The organism is Aestuariibaculum scopimerae (assembly GCF_059428085.1).
Map to the genome: position 1 here is coordinate 2,109,390 of NZ_CM182089.1, position 19,738 is coordinate 2,129,127.

The 19,738-nt window shown below is 35.2% G+C and carries 19 protein-coding genes; 7 read left to right on the forward strand and 12 right to left on the reverse strand.

The window, feature by feature from the left end:
• The first annotated feature begins 108 nt into the window (after nt 1-108).
• Together rlmN and AC5SR4_RS09105 are read left to right on the forward strand one after the other, a co-directional pair.
• Nucleotides 109-1,149 (forward strand): dual-specificity RNA methyltransferase RlmN, encoded by a 1,041-nt coding sequence (gene rlmN / locus AC5SR4_RS09100; RefSeq protein WP_495355933.1) that lies wholly within the window; start codon nt 109-111, stop codon nt 1,147-1,149.
• A 31-nt stretch (nt 1,150-1,180) separates the two neighbouring features.
• Nucleotides 1,181-2,158: a polyprenyl synthetase family protein gene (locus AC5SR4_RS09105; protein ID WP_495355934.1), complete on the forward strand. Its 978-nt coding sequence runs from the start codon at nt 1,181-1,183 to the stop codon at nt 2,156-2,158.
• Nucleotides 2,159-2,180: 22 nt separating this feature from the next.
• Here the strand turns inward: AC5SR4_RS09105 and AC5SR4_RS09110 are convergent, their stop codons facing one another.
• The 3 genes from AC5SR4_RS09110 to AC5SR4_RS09120 are packed head-to-tail and all read right to left on the reverse strand — an operon-like array spanning nt 2,181 to nt 5,528.
• A complete protein-coding gene (locus AC5SR4_RS09110) occupies nt 2,181-3,125 on the reverse strand; it encodes a transglutaminase family protein (RefSeq protein ID WP_495355935.1) in 945 nt (314 codons plus the stop codon).
• A gap of 15 nt (nt 3,126-3,140) precedes the next feature.
• Nucleotides 3,141-4,067 carry an alpha-E domain-containing protein gene (locus AC5SR4_RS09115; protein ID WP_495355936.1) on the reverse strand — a complete coding sequence of 309 codons (927 nt, stop codon included), beginning with the start codon at nt 4,065-4,067 and terminating at the stop codon, nt 3,141-3,143.
• Between the two features lie 18 nt (nt 4,068-4,085).
• Nucleotides 4,086-5,528: a circularly permuted type 2 ATP-grasp protein gene (locus AC5SR4_RS09120; protein WP_495355937.1), complete on the reverse strand. Its 1,443-nt coding sequence runs from the start codon at nt 5,526-5,528 to the stop codon at nt 4,086-4,088.
• A 396-nt stretch (nt 5,529-5,924) separates the two neighbouring features.
• Between AC5SR4_RS09120 and dnaG the strand changes: the two genes are divergently transcribed.
• Nucleotides 5,925-7,883: a DNA primase gene (dnaG, locus tag AC5SR4_RS09125; RefSeq protein WP_495355938.1), complete on the forward strand. Its 1,959-nt coding sequence runs from the start codon at nt 5,925-5,927 to the stop codon at nt 7,881-7,883.
• Here dnaG and AC5SR4_RS09130 read toward each other — a convergent pair.
• Together AC5SR4_RS09130 and nadE are read right to left on the reverse strand one after the other, a co-directional pair.
• On the reverse strand, nt 7,878-8,510 hold the full coding sequence (locus AC5SR4_RS09130; RefSeq protein WP_495355939.1) for a response regulator: 633 nt from the start codon (nt 8,508-8,510) through the stop codon (nt 7,878-7,880). The two genes, dnaG and AC5SR4_RS09130, sit on opposite strands and share 6 nt — an antisense overlap.
• Nucleotides 8,511-8,618: 108 nt before the next feature.
• Nucleotides 8,619-9,407 carry an NAD(+) synthase gene (nadE, locus tag AC5SR4_RS09135; protein ID WP_495355940.1) on the reverse strand — a complete coding sequence of 263 codons (789 nt, stop codon included), beginning with the start codon at nt 9,405-9,407 and terminating at the stop codon, nt 8,619-8,621.
• 92 nt (nt 9,408-9,499) lie between these two features.
• Here nadE and gldB point away from each other — a divergent pair, with 92 nt between their 5' ends.
• Both gldB and gldC read left to right on the forward strand, forming a co-directional pair.
• Nucleotides 9,500-10,459 (forward strand): gliding motility lipoprotein GldB, encoded by a 960-nt coding sequence (gldB, locus tag AC5SR4_RS09140; protein ID WP_495355941.1) that lies wholly within the window; start codon nt 9,500-9,502, stop codon nt 10,457-10,459.
• Complete coding sequence (gene gldC, locus AC5SR4_RS09145; protein WP_495355942.1) at nt 10,459-10,794, forward strand: gliding motility protein GldC; 336 nt, start codon at nt 10,459-10,461, stop codon at nt 10,792-10,794. Before gldB ends, gldC begins: the two co-directional genes overlap by 1 nt.
• A gap of 16 nt (nt 10,795-10,810) precedes the next feature.
• On the opposite strand, the gene rodA is transcribed toward gldC, so the two are convergent.
• From rodA to AC5SR4_RS09180, 7 genes are all read right to left on the reverse strand, one after another.
• A complete protein-coding gene (gene rodA, locus AC5SR4_RS09150; RefSeq protein WP_495355943.1) occupies nt 10,811-12,088 on the reverse strand; it encodes a rod shape-determining protein RodA in 1,278 nt (425 codons plus the stop codon).
• 1 nt (nt 12,089) lies between these two features.
• The gene (gene mrdA / locus AC5SR4_RS09155) at nt 12,090-13,973 is read right to left on the reverse strand and encodes a penicillin-binding protein 2 (RefSeq protein ID WP_495355944.1); all 1,884 of its coding nucleotides are present in this window, start codon (nt 13,971-13,973) and stop codon (nt 12,090-12,092) included.
• Complete coding sequence (locus AC5SR4_RS09160; RefSeq protein WP_495355945.1) at nt 13,970-14,476, reverse strand: rod shape-determining protein MreD; 507 nt, start codon at nt 14,474-14,476, stop codon at nt 13,970-13,972. The genes mrdA and AC5SR4_RS09160 overlap by 4 nt, the downstream gene beginning before the upstream one ends.
• The gene (gene mreC, locus AC5SR4_RS09165; protein WP_495355946.1) at nt 14,477-15,292 is read right to left on the reverse strand and encodes a rod shape-determining protein MreC; all 816 of its coding nucleotides are present in this window, start codon (nt 15,290-15,292) and stop codon (nt 14,477-14,479) included.
• A gap of 11 nt (nt 15,293-15,303) precedes the next feature.
• Nucleotides 15,304-16,332, reverse strand: a complete 1,029-nt coding sequence (locus AC5SR4_RS09170) for a rod shape-determining protein (RefSeq protein WP_495355947.1) — start codon at nt 16,330-16,332, stop codon at nt 15,304-15,306.
• Between the two features lie 78 nt (nt 16,333-16,410).
• On the reverse strand, nt 16,411-17,943 hold the full coding sequence (purH, locus tag AC5SR4_RS09175; RefSeq protein WP_495355948.1) for a bifunctional phosphoribosylaminoimidazolecarboxamide formyltransferase/IMP cyclohydrolase: 1,533 nt from the start codon (nt 17,941-17,943) through the stop codon (nt 16,411-16,413).
• A 130-nt stretch (nt 17,944-18,073) separates the two neighbouring features.
• Complete coding sequence (locus AC5SR4_RS09180; protein ID WP_495355949.1) at nt 18,074-18,532, reverse strand: GAF domain-containing protein; 459 nt, start codon at nt 18,530-18,532, stop codon at nt 18,074-18,076.
• An 85-nt stretch (nt 18,533-18,617) separates the two neighbouring features.
• Between AC5SR4_RS09180 and xrtF the strand changes: the two genes are divergently transcribed.
• Nucleotides 18,618-19,169: an exosortase family protein XrtF gene (gene xrtF / locus AC5SR4_RS09185; protein ID WP_495355950.1), complete on the forward strand. Its 552-nt coding sequence runs from the start codon at nt 18,618-18,620 to the stop codon at nt 19,167-19,169.
• Nucleotides 19,162-19,590, forward strand: coding sequence for an exosortase F system-associated membrane protein (locus AC5SR4_RS09190; RefSeq protein ID WP_495355951.1), 429 nt, complete (start codon nt 19,162-19,164; stop codon nt 19,588-19,590). The genes xrtF and AC5SR4_RS09190 overlap by 8 nt, the downstream gene beginning before the upstream one ends.
• Nucleotides 19,591-19,738: the final 148 nt, after the last annotated feature.

The window sequence follows — 19,738 nt, forward strand, 5'->3', positions numbered from 1 at the left end:
GAGGTGATTTGGCGAAGGCACCAACACCCAGCACCTAACACCTAGTACCCAAAACCCAAAACCCAAAACATACAGCCTATAACTAAAATCATTACTTTTGCAGCACTTATGGCAGAAACCAAAAAAGACATACGGGCATTGACAAAAGCACAACTACGCGATTTTTTTGAGCAACAAGGTGATAAGGCTTTTCGGGGCAATCAAGTTTACGAGTGGTTATGGCAAAAGGCCGCACACTCTTTTGATGATATGACCAATATTTCTAAGGACACCCGCCAGATGCTTCAAGACCACTTTGTAATTAATCATATTAAGGTAGATACCATGCAGCGCAGTAGTGATGGTACGGTTAAGAATGCCGTGCGCTTGCATGATGGCTTGATTGTGGAATCGGTTTTAATACCAACCCCAACGCGTACTACCGCTTGTGTGTCTAGCCAAGTAGGTTGTAGTTTAGACTGTAAGTTCTGTGCTACAGCACGATTAAAGCGCATGCGTAACTTAAACCCAGATGAGATTTACGACCAGGTGGTAGCCATTGACAATGAAAGTAGGCTATACTTTAACCGCCCCTTGAGCAATATTGTATTTATGGGTATGGGCGAACCGCTTATGAATTACAACAATGTTATTAAGGCGATTGATAAGATTACCTCACCAGAAGGCTTGGGGATGTCCCCAAAACGGATTACACTTTCTACATCGGGCGTGCCCAAGATGATAAAGAAAATGGCCGATGATGGGGTTAAGTTTAATTTGGCGGTGTCACTACACTCGGCTGTGGATACAGTGCGAACCAAAATAATGCCCTTTAATGAAACGTTTCCGTTAACAGATTTAAGAGAGGCTTTGGAGTATTGGTATGCTAAAACCAAACGTAAAATAAGTTATGAGTATGTAGTTTGGAAAGGTATTAATGATACTAAAACTGATATTGATGCTTTTGTAAAATTTTGTAAATATGTACCTTGCAAGGTGAACATTATTGAGTACAACCCTATTGATGATGGGGATTTTCAACAAGCATCTAACGAGGCCCTGGAGCATTATATTTCTGAGCTAGAGGCCCATAGAATTGTTGTGAATGTACGCCGCAGTAGGGGCAAGGATATTGATGCGGCCTGTGGGCAGTTAGCTAATAAAAGTTAGAGGTTAAAAGTGAAAAACTAAAAGTTAAAAGTTGAAGATTGTTGAGCAGATAAAGCAACCGATTGCGTTTGAAATGGACCTTTTTGAACAAAAGTTCTTGTTGTCTATGTCCAGCAAAGTGGCTCTGCTTAATAGAATTACAACCTACATTGTAAATAGAAAGGGCAAGCAAATGCGCCCTATGTTTGTGTTTTTGGTATCTAAAATGGTTTCTAATGGCGAGGTGAGCGATCGTACCTATAGGGGCGCATCGGTTATTGAGCTTATACATACGGCCACCTTGGTGCACGACGATGTGGTGGATGATAGTAATAGGCGTCGCGGCTTTTTCTCGGTAAATGCCCTTTGGAAAAACAAGATAGCGGTTTTAATTGGCGATTATTTACTGTCTAAAGGCCTGCTGTTAAGTATTGATAATAATGATTTTGACTTGCTTAAAATTATATCGATAGCAGTAAGGGAGATGAGTGAAGGGGAGTTGTTGCAAATTGAAAAGGCCCGTAAGTTGGATATTACGGAAGCGGTGTACTATGAGATTATCCGCCAAAAAACCGCTACGCTTATTGCAGCGTGTTGTAGTTTGGGTGCAGCCTCGGTAAAACCGGAATCCCAACATGTGGAGGCCATGCGAAAGTTTGGTGAGCTTATTGGAATGGCATTTCAAATTAAAGATGATTTGTTTGATTATAGTGATGACCAAATTGGCAAACCCACGGGCATTGATATTAAGGAACAAAAAATGACCTTGCCATTAATTTATGTGCTTAACAACGTGGATAAAAAGGACAAGAGCTGGCTGATTAATTCCATTAAAAACCATAACAAAGATAAAAAGCGGGTACGGGAAGTGATTGCTTTTGTAAAAGACCACGGTGGTTTGGATTATGCTACAGAAAGAATGAGGGATTTTCAAAAGGAAGCCCTGCAAATTCTTCAAACCTATCCGAAATCTGATTATAGAGATTCTCTGGAGTTAATGGTGAATTATGTAATTGACAGGAAAAAATAAACAATCTTAAACTGTTTTAAACCTATTGCTGCTGTTGCTGTTGCTGGATACGCTCTAAATTACGCTGAAAGCTGTTGTTTTTAGTTGAAACAGGTATTTCGGGTATGCTTACCGTTTCATTTTTTGAAGTGCTAACATCAACTTTCACAAATAATTTAGATTCTACTTTTCCCTTAAATACACCTTTAACGGGTGCACAATCGGCATAACTTCTGCCTATAGCTAAACGTACGTGATTTTCGTTAGCTATGGCATTGTTGGTAGGGTCTAAGCCCAGCCAGCCATAATTGGGGATGTAGGCCTCAATCCAAGCATGGGTTGCGCCTTCGCCACGGGTAATATTATCGTTAGGACATATATAGCCACTAACATAGCGGGCAGGAATACCGCACATTCTAACGATTTGAAGTAAAATATTTGTAAAATCTTGACAAACGCCTGCTTTTAAATGCCACACATCGTCTAGTGAGGTGTCTACTGTGGTAATGCCCTTTTTGTATTTAAAGTTGGAATAGATATACTCACAAAGCTCTAATACAACTTTATAGGGTGTTTTTTCAGTAATTTTAATGGAATCGATATGTTGAAGGATGGCTTCGGTGCCAGAAAACTTAGGGTGTTTTAAAAAATCGTAAAAAGCACCATTGCTGGTTAAGGATTTAAGTGTTTCCCATTGGGTTGCTGCATCTACAGTATCTTCTGGAAACATCTTGTTAAATGTTGTGACTTCTATATTCGATTCTATGTACAATTCTTTTATAGGCTCGGTAATCATAAAGGTGCCTACTTGGTTGTTGTAATAGTCTGTAAAGGTCTGTATAAAGGCATTATTGGTAACAACAATGTAATGCGATTTTACTTTTTGGTATTCGTCATTAATAGGATGCAATCTAATTAAGTTTGCACCATCAATCACCGTATTACTGTAACTGTATTTAGTTATATGTTTTATATAGAAAGTTGCCATGGAAGATTAAAATAATCAATTAATTTGTGAAAAATATACAGAATTGATGTTTGTTGATATATTTCTGATATCTTCTTTAATGCCATCAATAAAATTGTTGAGCCCTTGCGCATTGATACTTTCAATGGTGGTATATTTTATGTTACTTTCTAGCTTTCCAAGTAGAAATTCCAGATTGTTTTTTTCCAGCTCATTAGCTTCAACAAGCTGGTCTATGTATCCCGCCAATTTATTTACACAATAATATACCGATCGAGGAAACAGTTTGTCTTGAAAAACCATACTGATAATATGGTCTTCATTAAAAGTAGACTTATGTGTTTTTAAGTACAATTGGTAACCCCCTATAGATAAAAGCAGGTTTTTCCAGTAAAACCCTTTTTCTAAATTATCTGATGTATTGCCTATTTCTATAAGCTTTAGGGCAGTAAAATCGGAGATTTGAATAACACGTTCTAGAAACTTGCCTACATTCATGAAATAATATGATGGCCCACGTTCTTGGGTAATATCCATTGTGCCATAGAATATTAAATGGTGTTTCCTTAGGTCTTCTAAAAACTGAACGGGATCTTCTTCTCTTAACCGTTTGGGCAAATCTTTGTTGGTTATGTATAGGTAATAGTTGTTTATGCATAACCAGATCTCTCTAGAAATATGTTCTTGAACACTTCTGGCATTTTCTCTGGCTCTGGTAACAATATTGAGTATGGAGTTGGAATTGTTGAGGTTAAAAACCATATAGTCTATACACTCGATAGCATCCTCGGTATGAAATTCATTTTCAGAATACGAGAAGTTCTTCATAATGGGGGTCCATGAAAATAATTCTGGGGAGTCTTGATTGGCATAAAAATTCACTTTTAAAAGGCTTAAAATACCATTTCCGCGTTCCATGTATCTGTTTAACCATATTAGGTTATTTGCTACTCTACTTAACATATATTATCAATTTCAGAATTATTTTAAAACCCAAGTGTCTTTACTGCCACCGCCTTGTGAACTATTAACTACTAACGATCCTTTTTTAAGGGCGACCCGGGTAAGTCCCCCTGGGCAAATATCGATACCATCTCTACCAGATAAGGCAAATGGCCTTAAATCGATACAGCGAGGCGATAGTTTTCCATCTATATAGCAGGGTGCGGTAGATAACCTTAAAATAGGTTGGGCAATAAAGTTTTCTGGCCTTTTGTTTACGGTTGCAAGATAATCTTTTATTTCTTCATCGGTGGCTTCGTGCCCCATAAGCATACCATAGCCACCACTACCATCGGTTTTTTTAATAACCATGTCCCTGATGTTTTTTGTAACATACGCCAGATCTTCTGGTTTACCTAATTGGTAGGTTTCTATGTTTTTTAAAATAGGTTCTTCACCTAGATAGTATTTAATCATGTCGGGCACAAAGGTGTAAATGGCTTTATCGTCGGCAATACCTGTACCGGGAGCATTTACAATATTAACATTCCCTTTCCTGTAGGCAGCCATAATACCGGCCACGCCCAAAACACTTTTGGCGTTAAACTCTAGGGGGTCTAAAAAATCGTCATCCACCCTGCGGTAAATAACGTCCACTTGCTTTAACCCATTGGTGGTTTTCATGTAAACAAAATGGTTTTTAACAACCAAATCGCTGCCTTCTACCAACTCAATACCCATAAGCCTGGCTAAAGTGGTGTGTTCGTAATAGGCAGAATTATATATGCCGGGAGTTAAAAGTACAATGTTGGGATTGGATATGTTTGATAGTTCTTTTAATTTTTTATACAGCATGTTGGGGTAATTGGATACCGAGCGCACACTGTTTTCTGGTAATATACCAGGGAAGAGGCGTTTTGAAATTTCCCTGTTCTCTAGCATATAGCTAACTCCAGAGGGTGTGCGTAAATTGTCCTCAAGCACATAAAACTCCCCATCACTATTACGAATTAAATCTACACCAGAAATATGCACATATATATCATAAGGCACTTTTACACCTTTCATTTCGCGTAGGTAGTTTGGACAGGAATAAATTAATTCGCCAGGCACTATACCGTCATTAATAATGAATTGCTCATTATAAATATCTTTAATAAACAAGTTTAAAGCTTTAAGGCGCTGTTTTATGCCCTTATCAATTTTGTCCCATTCTGCGGCTGTAATGATTCTTGGTACAATATCAAAAGGGAATATTTTTTCAATTCCTTCATTATCATTATACACTGTAAAGGTAACACCTTGGCTCATAAACAATTGTTTAGAAAGGTCTTCTTTCTTTGAAAGCTTGTCTGGAGATGACTTTTTTAAATATTCAATAAACCTTTCATATTGGGATCGAAATTCGGCATTTTCGTTATACATTTCATCCCAAGTTTTTGGTAGTGTTTCGTAAGAAGAGAAAAGATTATTGCTATTCATAAAGTAATGGTGTATACCCAAATGTAATAAATTATTAAAAAATAATTAAGAAATTAGGAGTTTATGTGAATTAAAATCAGTGTTTATTCGTATTTGTTAAAAATAATTTGAAATTTTAATTAACTATATATTTTTTTTAGTTTTAATTATGTTCTAATCAATACAATGTTTGTAAAAAATAATGATAATTATTCACAAATGCCAGTACATTATGGTTTTTTAAAAGTATAATAACCTTTTAGAGAACTACTGCTGTAAAAATTATATTTATGTAAACAAAAGCTTGTACTAATAATTATGTTGAGGGCTTAGGCTTGAATGTAGCCCTGAGTTTAAATTCATTTTTTTTAAAATGGATAGTTTGTATTACATTTACATTCTATATAAATTTTCTCATTGATATCACCAGCTTCCATAGATTTAGTATTTGAAACCGCCCGTGTAGAGGAGGTTATTGGTGATTTTGTTCAGTTAAAAAAAGCAGGGAGTAACTTTAAGGGCTTGAGTCCGTTTAGTGATGAACGTTCCCCAAGTTTTATGGTATCGCCAGTAAAACAAATATGGAAAGATTTTAGTAGTGGTAAAGGGGGTAATGTTGTTGCCTTTTTAATGGAGCATGAGCATTTTACCTATCCCGAAGCTATAAAATACTTGGCAAAAAAGTATAATATTGAAATAGAAGAAACCGAGCAAAGCAACGAACAGAAAGAAAAGGCAAGCGAACGTGAAAGCTTGTATTTAGTGAGTGAATTTGCCAATAGTTATTTTCAAAACATATTACATAAAACCGACCAAGGAAAGTCTATTGGGCTAAGTTACTTTAAAGAACGCGGGTTTAGCGAAGAGACTATTAAAAAGTTCAACTTGGGATATTCGCTAGATGAATGGCAGGCCTTTACAGATGAAGCCTTAAAAAAGGGCTATAGTATAGAATTTTTAGAAAAAACAGGCCTTACCATTGTTAAGGACGAGAAACGTTTTGATAGGTTTAAGGGACGTGTTATGTTTCCCATTAAGAGTATGAGTGGGCGCGTGTTGGGTTTTGGTGGCCGTATTTTAGGTAATGATAAAAAAGCAGCTAAATACCTAAACTCTCCTGAAAGTGATATTTACCATAAAAGCAATGTGCTATATGGTATATATCTTGCCAAGCAAAGCATTGCTAAAGAAGATAATTGTTTTCTGGTTGAAGGTTATACCGATGTTATTCAATTACACCAAACGGGTGTTAAAAATGTGGTATCGTCATCTGGTACAGCTTTAACCTCCGAGCAAATACGCTTAATAAACAGACTTACCAAAAATATAACGGTATTGTTTGATGGCGATGCAGCGGGTATGCGTGCTTCGTTACGTGGTATTGACTTGATCTTGGAGCAGGGCATGAACGTGAAGGTCTGTTCCTTTCCTGAGGGTGAGGATCCAGATAGTTTTGCCAAGCAAAATACCTTGGAAGAACTCACATTGTATTTAGAGGAAAACGCTAAAGATTTTATACAGTTTAAAGCATCTGTTTTATTTGAAGCCTCTAAGAATGACCCCATTAAGAAAGCTGAAACGGTTAGGGACATTGTAAACAGTATTTCTAAAATACCCGATAGGATTAAGAAGGAAATATACATTCAAGAATGTGCTAGAATAATGGACATAAGTGAAGATGTTCTGTTTAGCACCTTGGCCCAAATCAATAAAAAGGAATTTCAAGAACAAAGTAAGGCACTAAAAAGTAGTTCAAGGCCCTTTGAGGTTATACAGAACAAAAAGGCTGTAGAAAAAATAGATGTACAGTATGTTCTGGAACGAAAAATTATAGAGGTATTGTTGCTGTATGGTAATAAAACGGAAGATTTTGAAGACTTGGTGCTAAAGGAAAACGACCAAGGTGAATTGGTTTTAGAGCCAGTAATACACCAGGCCAAGGTATTTGAGAAGGTGTTTTTAGACCTTCAGGATGATGAAATGGAATTTAGCAACCCACAATTTAAAACACTTTATTATACCATAATTGATGCTTTAAACCAAAATCCTGATTTTGAGCTTAAAAATTTTATAAATAGTGTTGATGCAAAAATGGGTAGTGAAATAACTACCATTTTAATGGAGGATGAACGCTATAGCCTAGATAATTGGCAACGCATGAATATTTATCCAAAGGAGAAAACACACAGCGTTGCCCAATTAGTAAGTGAAACTATATTAAGTCTTAGATGCTTTTTAATTGACCAAAAAGTAAAAGAGTTTCAACATGAAACATTAACTAACAAAACAGATGTTAATAAAAATGTTTTGGAAGAAGTAAAGGATTACTCTGGTTTAAAAATGCTACTATCTAGAAAACTAAACAGAGTTTTATAGTAACGATTCGTTAAGTTTTGCTTGATTTACTAAATCAACCAAATTGGTCACTTTTAGCTTACGCATTAAACGCGCTTTATAAGTGCTCACGGTTTTTTCGTTAATATCCAGTTCTTGAGAGATTTCTTTGTTCTTCTTACCGATAGTTAAAAGTTTTAAAACTTCAGCTTCTCTAGTAGATAGTTTTTTGAAAAAAGAACCAGATTTATTGCCTCTGGCACCAAATGCCAATTGCTGTGTTAACTCGTTACTTAAATAAATACCACCATCGCTAACTTTTTGTACAGCTTCGCTAACGGTTATAACGTTTTCAGATTTGTGTAAATATCCACAAGCACCAGCTTTAATGGCGTTTATGGCATATACTTCCTCTGGTTCGCCACTAAAAATTAGGGTTTTAACGTCTGGAAAATCATTTTTTAAATAACGTAAAATTGTTAAGCCGTTTAGTTTAGGTAAATCGGCCTCAATTAAAATAACGTCTACAGGATTTTTTTTGATGTATTCAATTACGGCCTCACCATCACCTAAACTTGCTACAATTTCGATGTTTGACGAAGCAGAGAATAATACTTCAAGCCCTTTCCTTGTAATAGGGTGGTTGTCTGCTATTAATAATTTGATCATAATTTAAAGCTTTATTGTGTATTATAATTCGTTTGTTGTTTATTATAATTTTGAGAGAAAATAAGCTCAAGTTGTAAAAGTAGTAAATTTTTTATTTGCTTGCAATATTTACAATAAATTGTTGGGAATCTTACATATAGGAATAGGCAACATTTTATGCTTATTAGCAGTATTAAATCGCTTATATATTTTAAAAACAACTTGCTCTCTGCCAGAAAAATCACCAATTGTTTTTCCTATATCATCCATTTTCATGGCCCATTCAAGCTCAGGGTATGAGGCGCCTATTTGATCTTCATCAGTTCTATCATCACCCCAAAGACCATCGGTGGGTGCTGCATTTATAATATCTTCATTAATGCCAAGATGTTTAGCAATCGTATAAACTTCTGTTTTCAATAAGTCTGCAATCGGACTCAAATCAACACCGCCATCGCCATACTTAGTATAAAAACCAACACCAAAGTCTTCTACCTTGTTGCCAGTTCCAGCTACCAAAAGCTTATCGAGTGCAGCAAAATAATAAAGTGATGTCATTCGTAGCCGAGCTCGGGTATTTGCAAGAGACATATAGCGGTCTTCTTCATTGTCAACAGGAGGTAGTGCATCAATTAAACTATCAAATACGGGCGTTAGGTTAACTTGCGTCATGCTAACATTACTAAAGTTGGATTTTAACCATTTAATATGATTAAGGGCGCGGTTAACTTGGGAAGGGGCTTGGTGAATAGGCATTTCCAAGCATAAAAGCGATAAACCTGTTTTTGCACAAAGTGTAGATGTTACGGCAGAATCAATACCTCCTGATACACCTATTACGAACCCATTAACACCTGCCTTGGTGGCATAATCCTTTAACCAAGTAACAATGTGATCCACAACTTTTTCTGTCTGCATATTAAATGATTTTAAATCTAAGAATAGTACCTTTGCAAACAAAAATAAACCAAACGGCCAATTAATAAAAATTTATAGCGTTTTTGTTTTATATGAAGTATGTAATATTCTGTTTATTTATTGTGGTAGGAATTGTTTCTTGTAAAAAGGAAAACAATTTGGAAAGTACCATCGCTAAAATTGGTACAGATGTGCAAATTGAAAGGTTTGATACTCTGTTTGCCAATGTAAATAGCAACAGCTTACCAAGTTTAAAACGGGCTTATCCTTTTATGTTTTCTGAAACATATAGAGATTCTTTTTGGTTAGAAAAGGTGTCGGATACATTACAGATACAATTGTTTAATGAAGTTGAGAAAACATTTCAGGATTTTGATGAAACAGAGCAGGAAATTGAATTGTTATTTAATCATATAAAGTATTATTTCCCAGAGTTTAGAACCCCAAGAATTATAACAACCACAAGTGATGTGGATTATAGAAATAGGGTTATTGTAACCGACACAATTGTGGTAATTGCTTTGGATAATTACTTAGGAAGTGAACACGAATTTTATCAAAGCATTCCTAAATACTTAAGTGCAGATTTACAAAAAGAACGTATTGTTATTGATTTGGCAGGGGAGTACGCCAAAAAATATATTTACCAAAACAGTAGAACATTTTTAGATAATATGATTTACTATGGAAAAGTGCTATATTTTAAAGATGCTACTATACCCTTTAAAACAGAAGCTGAACGTATAGGTTATACAAATGAGGCCTTAGAATGGGCCATGGTGAATGAAAGTTATATATGGCGTTATTATGTGGAACGGGAATTATTGTTTAGTACCGACTCTAAGCTATTGGGTAGGTTTATTACACCGGCTCCTTTTTCGAAATTTTATTTAGAGGGTATTGATGCAGAGTCTCCCGGACGCTTAGGACAATATATTGGCTGGCAGATTGTGAAAGCCTATATGGAAAATAATCCGGTAACATTAAAAGATATGTTGAGCACGCAACCAGAAGAAATATTTAACAACTCAAAGTTTAAACCACGTAAATAATGTCTAAAAACCATAAATCTAAGATAGAACTGAATGTAGAATTGGATGCCAATAGAATTCCCGAAAAACTGCATTGGACAGCACAAGATGGAGGTATTAACAATGAAGAAGCCAAAGCCCTAATGCTGGCTGTTTGGGATTCAAAAGCACAAGAAACCCTTCGCATTGATTTGTGGACTAAGGATATGCCTGTTGATGAGATGAAAGTGTTTTTTCATCAAACCTTAGTTGCCATGAGTGACACGTTTCACCGAGCAACCCAAGATGAAAAGATGACGGCAACTATGAAAGATTTTTGCGATTATTTTGCAGAAAAGCTAGAATTGAAAAAGTAGCGTAAAGATGGAGTGGCTACCATTCATTAATCTTATTGGAATCTAGTTTAATAAATATAAAAATTAGAATAGTAAAAGCCCAAAGCCCGGAACCCCCATAGCTAAACAGTGGTAAGGGAATGCCAATGGTGGGGATTAACCCCATAACCATCCCAATATTTATAAAGAAATGGACAAAGATAATGGCTGCCACACTGTAACCATAAACTCTGCTAAATTGCGACTTTTGCAATTCTGCCAAATGGAGAATACGCAATAACAGTAAAACAAAAAGAATTACTACAAAAGCACTTCCTAAAAACCCCCATTCTTCACCTACGGTACTAAAAATATAATCGGTGTGTTGCTCTGGTACAAATTTACCTGTAGTTCGAGTACCTTCCATAAAACCTTTACCTGTAAATCCACCTGAACTAATTGCTTTTTCCGATTCATTTAAGTTGTAGGCAAATGTTTGTTTCATACGCTCTAAGGTTTCAGGGTCTTTTTCTAGGCGTAGCCAAAGGCTAATCCGATCTTTTTGGTGGGGCTTTAAAACGGAATTATAAAAAAACTTAACGCCAATAGATAGTGCTACAGACAGCAATAGTAAAAATATGGATTTAAGAAGTGATGTTTTTTTGCTGTTTAAAAAGTAATATCCAAAAATACATACTGCTGCAATAACTGCCGTTATAGTGCTTCCAAACTTGAGGGATAATACGGATATTACAATTATTGAAATACCTATGGTTAAATAATACTTAGGTAAACCCTCTCTATATAGTACAAAAAAGAAGGCGCCGTAAACAATAGTGCTGCCCGTGTCATTTTGTAACAAAACCAAAAAGGCTGGTATTAGTATAATTGCAAAGGTTTGTATTTGGTCCTTAAAGTTCTTTATGTTGGTGTTTAAATCGCTAATGTATTTTGCTACGGCAAGCGCGGTTGCTGCTTTTGCAAACTCACTGGGCTGTATAGTCATGCCCCCAATAGCATACCACGAAGTTGCCCCGTTTACATTTTTACCAAATATAAACAGCCCAATTAATGACAACATGGATATGATGTACATAATACTGGAGAACCGTTCATAAAACTTAGCGTCTATCGATAAGATAAGAATGATTAACCCAAAAGTGAGAAATATAAATATAAGCTGTTTGCCATACGATTGGGAAAAATCCAAATAATTTAAAGTATCGCCTGTATGGGATGCGGATAAGATGTTTAGCCAACCAAAACCAACCAACAGCAGAAAAATAATAATAGTAATCCAATCGAATTTAAAATATTTATGAGTTTCTCTTGGCATATTATTCTATAACTTGTAAAGTGGTTTCTCCATTAATTTTAAAAGGTTGTCCAGAGTAAGGTTTTGCATACTCATGCTCTAAACTATGAGTAAAAATCCAATGCTCTAGATCTTTTCTGGTTATATGGCCTTTTATATATTTTTCAATCATTAGACTGGCAATTTTACCCGCAAAGCGGCTGCCCCAATAGCCGTTCTCTACAAAAACTGCAATCGCTATTTTAGGGTTGTCCTTTGGAGCAAATGCAACAAAAATAGAATGATCAGTCAATTGTGTTTTTACACCATCAATTTTCACAAAGTTTTCTGCAGTCCCTGTTTTACCACATATTTCAATACCGGGAACTTGTAATGAAGCAGCCGTACCTTTATTGTAAACATCGAACATACCCTCAACAACAGGCTCAAAATATGCTTTGTCTATGGTCGTATATTTGGGTGTTGTGTAGTTTTCATCAATGGTTTCACCTTCAATATGTTTTATAATGTGCGGGGTGTAAAAATACCCTCTATTACCAATAGCAGCCACCATATTAGCTAGTTGAATGGGTGTTGCCTCAACTTCACCTTGCCCAATAGCATTGGATATGTTATAGGTTGATACCCACCGGCCTTTACCATACCATTTATTGTAAAAGCTACCATCGGGGATGCGCCCTGGACTTCCAACTTTTAAATCGTAACCCAGATAATCACCCAGTCCAAAACTTTTTATATGATCACTCCAAACATCCATACCTTCTTCAGGGTTGTCATATTTATCAATAACACGCCTATATACATTTGCAAAATAGGCGTTACAGGATTGTGCTATGCCCCCGTTCATATCTAAAGGGCTTGAGTGCGCATGGCAACCTGTTAGCCTTCTACTACCTAAATAATATCCCATTCTACAACTAAATCGATCTTTTGGGGTAACTACTTTTTCTTGGAGTCCTACTAGGGCATTCATTACTTTAAAAGGAGAGCCTGGTGGGTATTGAGCCAAAAGACTTCTATTAAATAAAGGATTGGCAATGGTGTCGTTATAAAGTTTTGTAAAGTTTTTAGAGCGCTGCCTTCCAACAAGCATGTTAGGGTTGTAAGTGGGGGCAGAGACCATTGCTAAAATTTCGCCACTACTGGGTTCAATGGCAATAATGCCACCACGCTTGTGTTGCATGAGTGCTTCTCCATAAGCTTGCAGTTCGGCATCTATGCTAATGGTGATGTCTTTACCAGGCTGCGGTAAGGTATCGTAAATACCATCTTTATATGGACCAATATTTCTATTGAAACGGTCTTTTTGTATAAACTTAATGCCTTTAACACCACGTAAAATTTCTTCATAGGAGGCCTCTACACCGTCTTTGCCTATTAAATCGCCCATTTTGTAATAGGGGTCATTTTTTATGGTTGCTTGGCTTACCTCGCCAATATCTCCTAGAACATTGGCTCCAATACTGGTTTGATAGTGTCTTAAGGATCTTTTTTGAATATAAAACCCTTCAAATTTTCGCATTTTTTCCTGTAGAACAGCATAGTCTTCTTTTGACAGCTGCGATATAAAAACAGACGGTAATCTTGGCGAGTAATGATAGGCCTTTTTGTATATACTGATAAATTTTTCTTTATCAATTTTAAGTAAAGAACAGAACTCTAAGGTATCCAAAGGCTTAACTTCCCTTGGTATAACCATAACGTCATAAGACGGTTGGTTGGCAACTAAAAGTTTGCCATTTCTATCATAAACAAAGCCTCGTTTTGGGTAATCATAGACTTTTCTAATAGCATTGTCTTCAAATAGTGTGGTAGTATTTGATGTGTAAATTTGCAAATAGAACAGCCTTAAAATAAACAAAAGACCAACCAAAACTACAGAAACGAAAAGTAAAAATTGTCTCATTTGGTTCTTTTACTAAAAACAATAGTTATTATCATGCATAATAAAATAGTAAATATACTTGAGAATAACGCTTTTTGAAGTATTAAAATTATTTTAGTGAGATTAAAAATTTCCAATGAAAATAAAATGACGTGGTGCATCAAGGTAAGCAAGGAAAAGTATGTAAACTTGGCAACTAGATCTGCTGATTCAAATTTGATGGTTTGGTATTCATACATCATTCCAAAAGAAAATTTTAAAATCACGGGCCTGGCATAAGCAATAAATACACTTGCAGCAGCATGTATACCCCCTGAATCTTGAAACAAATCGATGGTTAGACCTATTAGGAAACTTAAAAAGATGATTAGTATTCGGTTGTTTTTTACCGGGAACAATGCAATAAAAAGCAAGTAGATATAAGGATTAATATAACCTAAAAAGTTAATATGATTACATATTAAAACCTGGGCTATAACCAATGCAATAAAGCGGATACTATTTGCATAAATGGCGCTATTCATCTAGTTACTATTTAATAAATTAGTAATTTCTAAAGCATTATTATTCTTTATAACATAAACATGCTCAAGGTTTGTCATATCATTGAGTAGCTTAACGCTAATCTCATAATAGTTTTCGGCAAAGTCCAATTTAAAATTGTCTACGATACCCACTGGTATTCCTTCTGGAAAAATAGACGACCTGCCTGAAGTAACAATAGTGTCACCAATCTTTACGGGTGCTATTTTTGGAATATCTATAAGTTGTGTAAAGGCAGGATCTTTACCATCCCAGGTTAAAGTGCCAAAATGATTTGTTTTTTTAAGCTGGGCGCTAATTTTACTTGTAGTATTTAAAATAGATATTACGGTAGCATAATTTTTACTTGTTTCGTCTATTATGCCAATAATACCTTTTGATGAAATGACTCCAAAATCCTGTTCAATACTATCTTTTGTGCCCTTGTTTATTAAAAGAATATTATCGGTTGCTGTATAGCTGTTCCTAATAATGTTGGCCGTAGTGAGTTTATAAACAGCGCTAAAACCAACGCTGTCTGTGTAAGCTGAATCTACTACATTTTCATAGTTGTACAGCAGTGATTTTAACCGATTGTTTTCTTCAACTAAAATGTCGTTTTGGGATTTTAGATGAAAATATTCGTTAATATTATTTAGTGAGTTGTAAATGCCACCAGTAAAAAAGTTTGCTGAATTAATAAACTTACTCTTATGGTAAGAGTGGGTTTGGATAGTGAATAGTAAGGAAAGAGAAAACAGCAACAAGAATAACAAAAACGTTTTGTTTCTTATTATAAAATTAATAATCTGTTGCATGTTTTATGGTCCTATTTAATCAATACACTTTTGTATTTTAGTAAATTTTTAAGTGTAATACCGGTTCCTCTTACAACTGCTCTTAAAGGGTCTTCTGCTATATAGACCGGTAAATCTGTTTTTTGTGATAAACGTTTGTCTAGTCCTCGCAACATAGATCCTCCTCCTGCTAAATAAATACCGGTATTGTAAATATCTGCGGCCAATTCTGGTGGGGTTTGTGATAGGGTTTCCATTACAGCATCTTCAATTCTTAAAATAGACTTGTCTAATGCTTTGGCAATTTCCCTGTGTGAAATGGACACTTGTTTTGGTTTTCCAGTTAGTAAGTCACGTCCTTGAACGCTCATATCTTCTGGAGGTAGGTCTAAATCTTCAGTAGCGGCACCAATTTGAATTTTTATTTTTTCGGCAGTACGTTCGCCAACATACAAATTGTGTTGCGTGCGCATGTAGTAAACAATATCATTTGTAAATACGTCCCCAGCAATTTTAACCGATTTATCACAAACAATACCACCAAGGGCAATAACAGCAATTTCTGTAGTACCACCACCTATGTCAACTACCATGTTCCCTTTGGGTTGCATAATATCTACTCCAATACCAATAGCGGCAGCCATAGGTTCATGTATTAAGTATACTTCTTTACCATTAACACGCTCGGCACTTTCTTTTACAGCACGCATTTCTACCTCAGTAATTCCCGAAGGGATACAAATAACCATGCGAAGTGCTGGTGTGAAGAATTTCCTTTTTAGTGCAGGAATGTTTTTAATAAACATACTTATCATTTGTTCGGAAGCATCAAAATCGGCAATAACCCCATCTTTTAAGGGGCGAATGGTTTTAATGTTCTCATGTGTTTTTCCCTGCATTAAACTGGCTTCTTGACCAACAGCTATTATTTTACTTGAAATTCTGTCGCGCGCAACTATAGATGGCGCATCAACAACAACTTTATCGTTATGGATTATAAGAGTATTTGCAGTACCTAAGTCTATTGCAATTTCTTCGGTTAGGAAGTCAAAAAAGCCCATGTGCAGTTAATAATTTTAGAGGTTTAAAAAAACGAATTCCGTAAATGTAATAAAAGTTAATAAATATATTCTATTTAATTAATGTTTAAAATGACGGGTTCCGGTAAATACCATTGCCACATTGTTTTCGTTACAATAATCAATGCTTAATTGGTCTTTTATGGAACCACCAGGTTGAATTACAGCATTAACACCGGCATTTTTGGCAATTTCAACACAATCTGGGAACGGAAAAAAAGCATCACTGGCCATAACGGCATTATTTAAATCGAAATTAAAGGATTTTGCTTTATGAATGGCTTGTTGTAATGCGTCAACACGACTGGTTTGTCCTGTTCCGCTGGCGTATAGTTGTTTGTTTTTCACTAAAACGATTGTGTTAGATTTTGTGTGCTTGCAAATTTTAGAAGCGAATATTAAATCTTCTAACTCGTTTTCTGCTGGTTTATTGTTTGTAACATATGTTAACCCTTTAATAGAATCAGTTACGTTGTTTCTGTCCTGTACCAAAACCCCGTTTAAACAACTTCGTACATTTGTTTTAGGTAAATCAACATCATGAAGAACTAAAATAATTCTGTTCTTTTTACCCTTAAGTATCTCCAATGCTTCAGCTTCATAAGAAGGAGCGATAATCACTTCACAAAACAGGCTGCTAATTTCTTCAGCTGTAGTTTTATCTATCTCAGTATTACTAATTAAAATACCACCGAAAGCAGATACAGGGTCACCAGCCAATGCATCTACATAGGCTTGGTGTATGGTGTTGCGTTGTGCAAAACCACATGCATTATTGTGCTTTAAAATGGCAAATGTGGGCGCTTCGCTTTTAAATTCGTTTATTAAATTAACTGCTGCATCAACATCCAGTAAATTGTTATAGCTTAATTCCTTACCATTAAGTTTGGTAAACATAGCATCAAAATCACCAAAGAAAAAACCCTTTTGATGAGGGTTTTCGCCATAGCGTAATACCTTGCCGTTGGTTTCACTAATTTTTAGAACAACTTCTTCTTCCTTTTGGTTGAAGTAATTAAAAATGGCCGTGTCATAATGTGATGACACATTAAAGGCTTTTGCGGCAAAACGTTTTCTACTTTCTTCTGAAATGCTACCATTGTTTTCTGAAATAAGTTCTAAAAACTCAGCGTAGTCATTAACAGACGATACACAGATAACATCAGCATAATTTTTAGCTGCAGCACGAATTAGTGAGATACCACCTATATCAATTTTTTCTATAATATCTTGCTCACTTGCACCAGAGGCAACAGTTTTCTCGAACGGATATAAATCTACAATTACAACATCAATTTGAGGGATTTCAAAAGCTTCCAACTCTTGAATGTCACCAGAGTGGTTTTGCCTGTTTAAAATACCACCAAATACTTTAGGGTGTAATGTTTTTACACGTCCCCCTAAGATAGAAGGGTAGGATGTTATTTCTTCTACAGGAATAACTTCAATACCAAGATCGTTAATGAATGTTTGAGTACCTCCAGTTGAATAAATGGTTACACCCTGATCGTTTAGTTTTTTTACAATGGGTTCTAATCCGTCTTTGCTAAATACTGAGATTAAAGCTGATTTTACTGTTTTTTCGTTGCTCATTTTTGTAATGTGGTTATAAGTAGCAAAAGTAGTTATTTTAACTAAAAAACGAGTTCAGAAAACCTAAAAAACACGGTGATTTTTTAAACAAAAGGCGAAGTTGTTAACAAGGCTTCTAGAAACAGCTATCTTACTCTAAGATGGTAGCTACTTGAGCGCAAACAAATTCCAAAAAATGTTCATCGGCTTTAGTAAAAGGGTCGGGCGTATTAGAGTCGATGTCTATTTGCCCAATGTTTTTACCGTTTACAAAAATGGGAATTACGATTTCAGCTTTTACTGTAATGCTACAGGCAATATAATTGTCTTGAGCAGTTACATCGGGTACCACAAAATTTTGGTTGCTAACAGCAACTTGCCCACAAATGCCTTTGCCAAAAGGAATAACCGTATGATCGGTTGGGGCACCCACGTAGGGACCTAAAATAAGTTCTTTTTTGTTTCCATTGGAAAAATAAAACCCAACCCAGTTGTAGTAATCTATATGGGTTTCAAGTAATTCGCATATCTTTAGCAAACGTTCGTTAATCGATTTTACGTTGTTGTTTATAATTGCTTGTACTTGAGGTTTTAAAGTTTCAAAAGTCATAACTTCAAAAGTTTTGGTAAAAGTATTTAAAAAGCTGTAATTTCGATATTCGATTTGGTTTAATTTAACGTTTTAGTATTTCTGATTGAAAACGCTTTTTGTAAAATATAAAACAGTTGTTAGGTTTATACTAACTTTTTTGTTGGTTTACTTGTTGTTTTCAGTATTGTATAAATTTTATTTACAGTATTCAGATGGTTCTATGTTTTATCCAGATTACTTAACACATTTGGTTGCAGTACAATGCGAATCCTTGCTCAATACCTTTGGGTACCAAGCACAGATTTTGCCGCATCCCAACGAGCCCTCTATGAAGTTAATAGTCAACGACTATTATTTAGCGAGAATTATTGAGGGCTGTAACTCTGCAAGTGTCATTATTTTATTTGCATCGTTTATCATAGCGTTTGCTACAAACTTTAAGACCACTTTTTTTTATATCCTTTCGGGAAGTGTATTGATTTATGTAGCAAACTTATTGCGTATTGTGCTTTTTGCTATTGCGATTTATCATTTTCCAAAGTATACGGAGTTTTTACATGCGGTGGTGTTTCCAGCAATTATTTATGGTATTGTTTTGTTACTGTGGATATTTTGGGTAAGTCGTTTTTCTAAATTAAAGAAAGCCAATGGGTAAACCGCTTAAGTATATATTGCTTTTTATTCTATTTGGGTTCTTGATATTGATTCGGGTTTATGAAAACGAGCTGTTTTATGATCCTTACTTGAAGTTTTTTAAAAATGATTATTTGTATATAGATAGCCCTAGAAGGGAGGTTTTTAAATTAACAGTATTTACCACTTTAAGGTATGTGTTAAACACGGTTTTTTCTTTAGCTATTCTATATGTTGTTTTTAGAGATAAGCAAATAATTAAGTTTTCGGTATTGTTGTATAGCGTATCTTTGGTTGTTTTATTAGCTATCTATTTATATTTTGTAATAAACCCTAGGCAAGAGGACTATTATATGTTTTTTAATGTGCGGCGTTTTTTGATACAGCCCATTCTTTTACTGCTTTTGTTGCCAGCCTTTTATTATAATAAACTCAAAGGATAATTTTTTTAAGAATGGCTTATTATATAATTTGATATTAGGTACTCTTCTTCTTGTTCAAGTCTATATTATTTGATAATTTTAATATGAAATTGTTTGTTCAATTTTGAATGCACAATAGTTATATTACTTAAGAATTTTCAAAATTAAT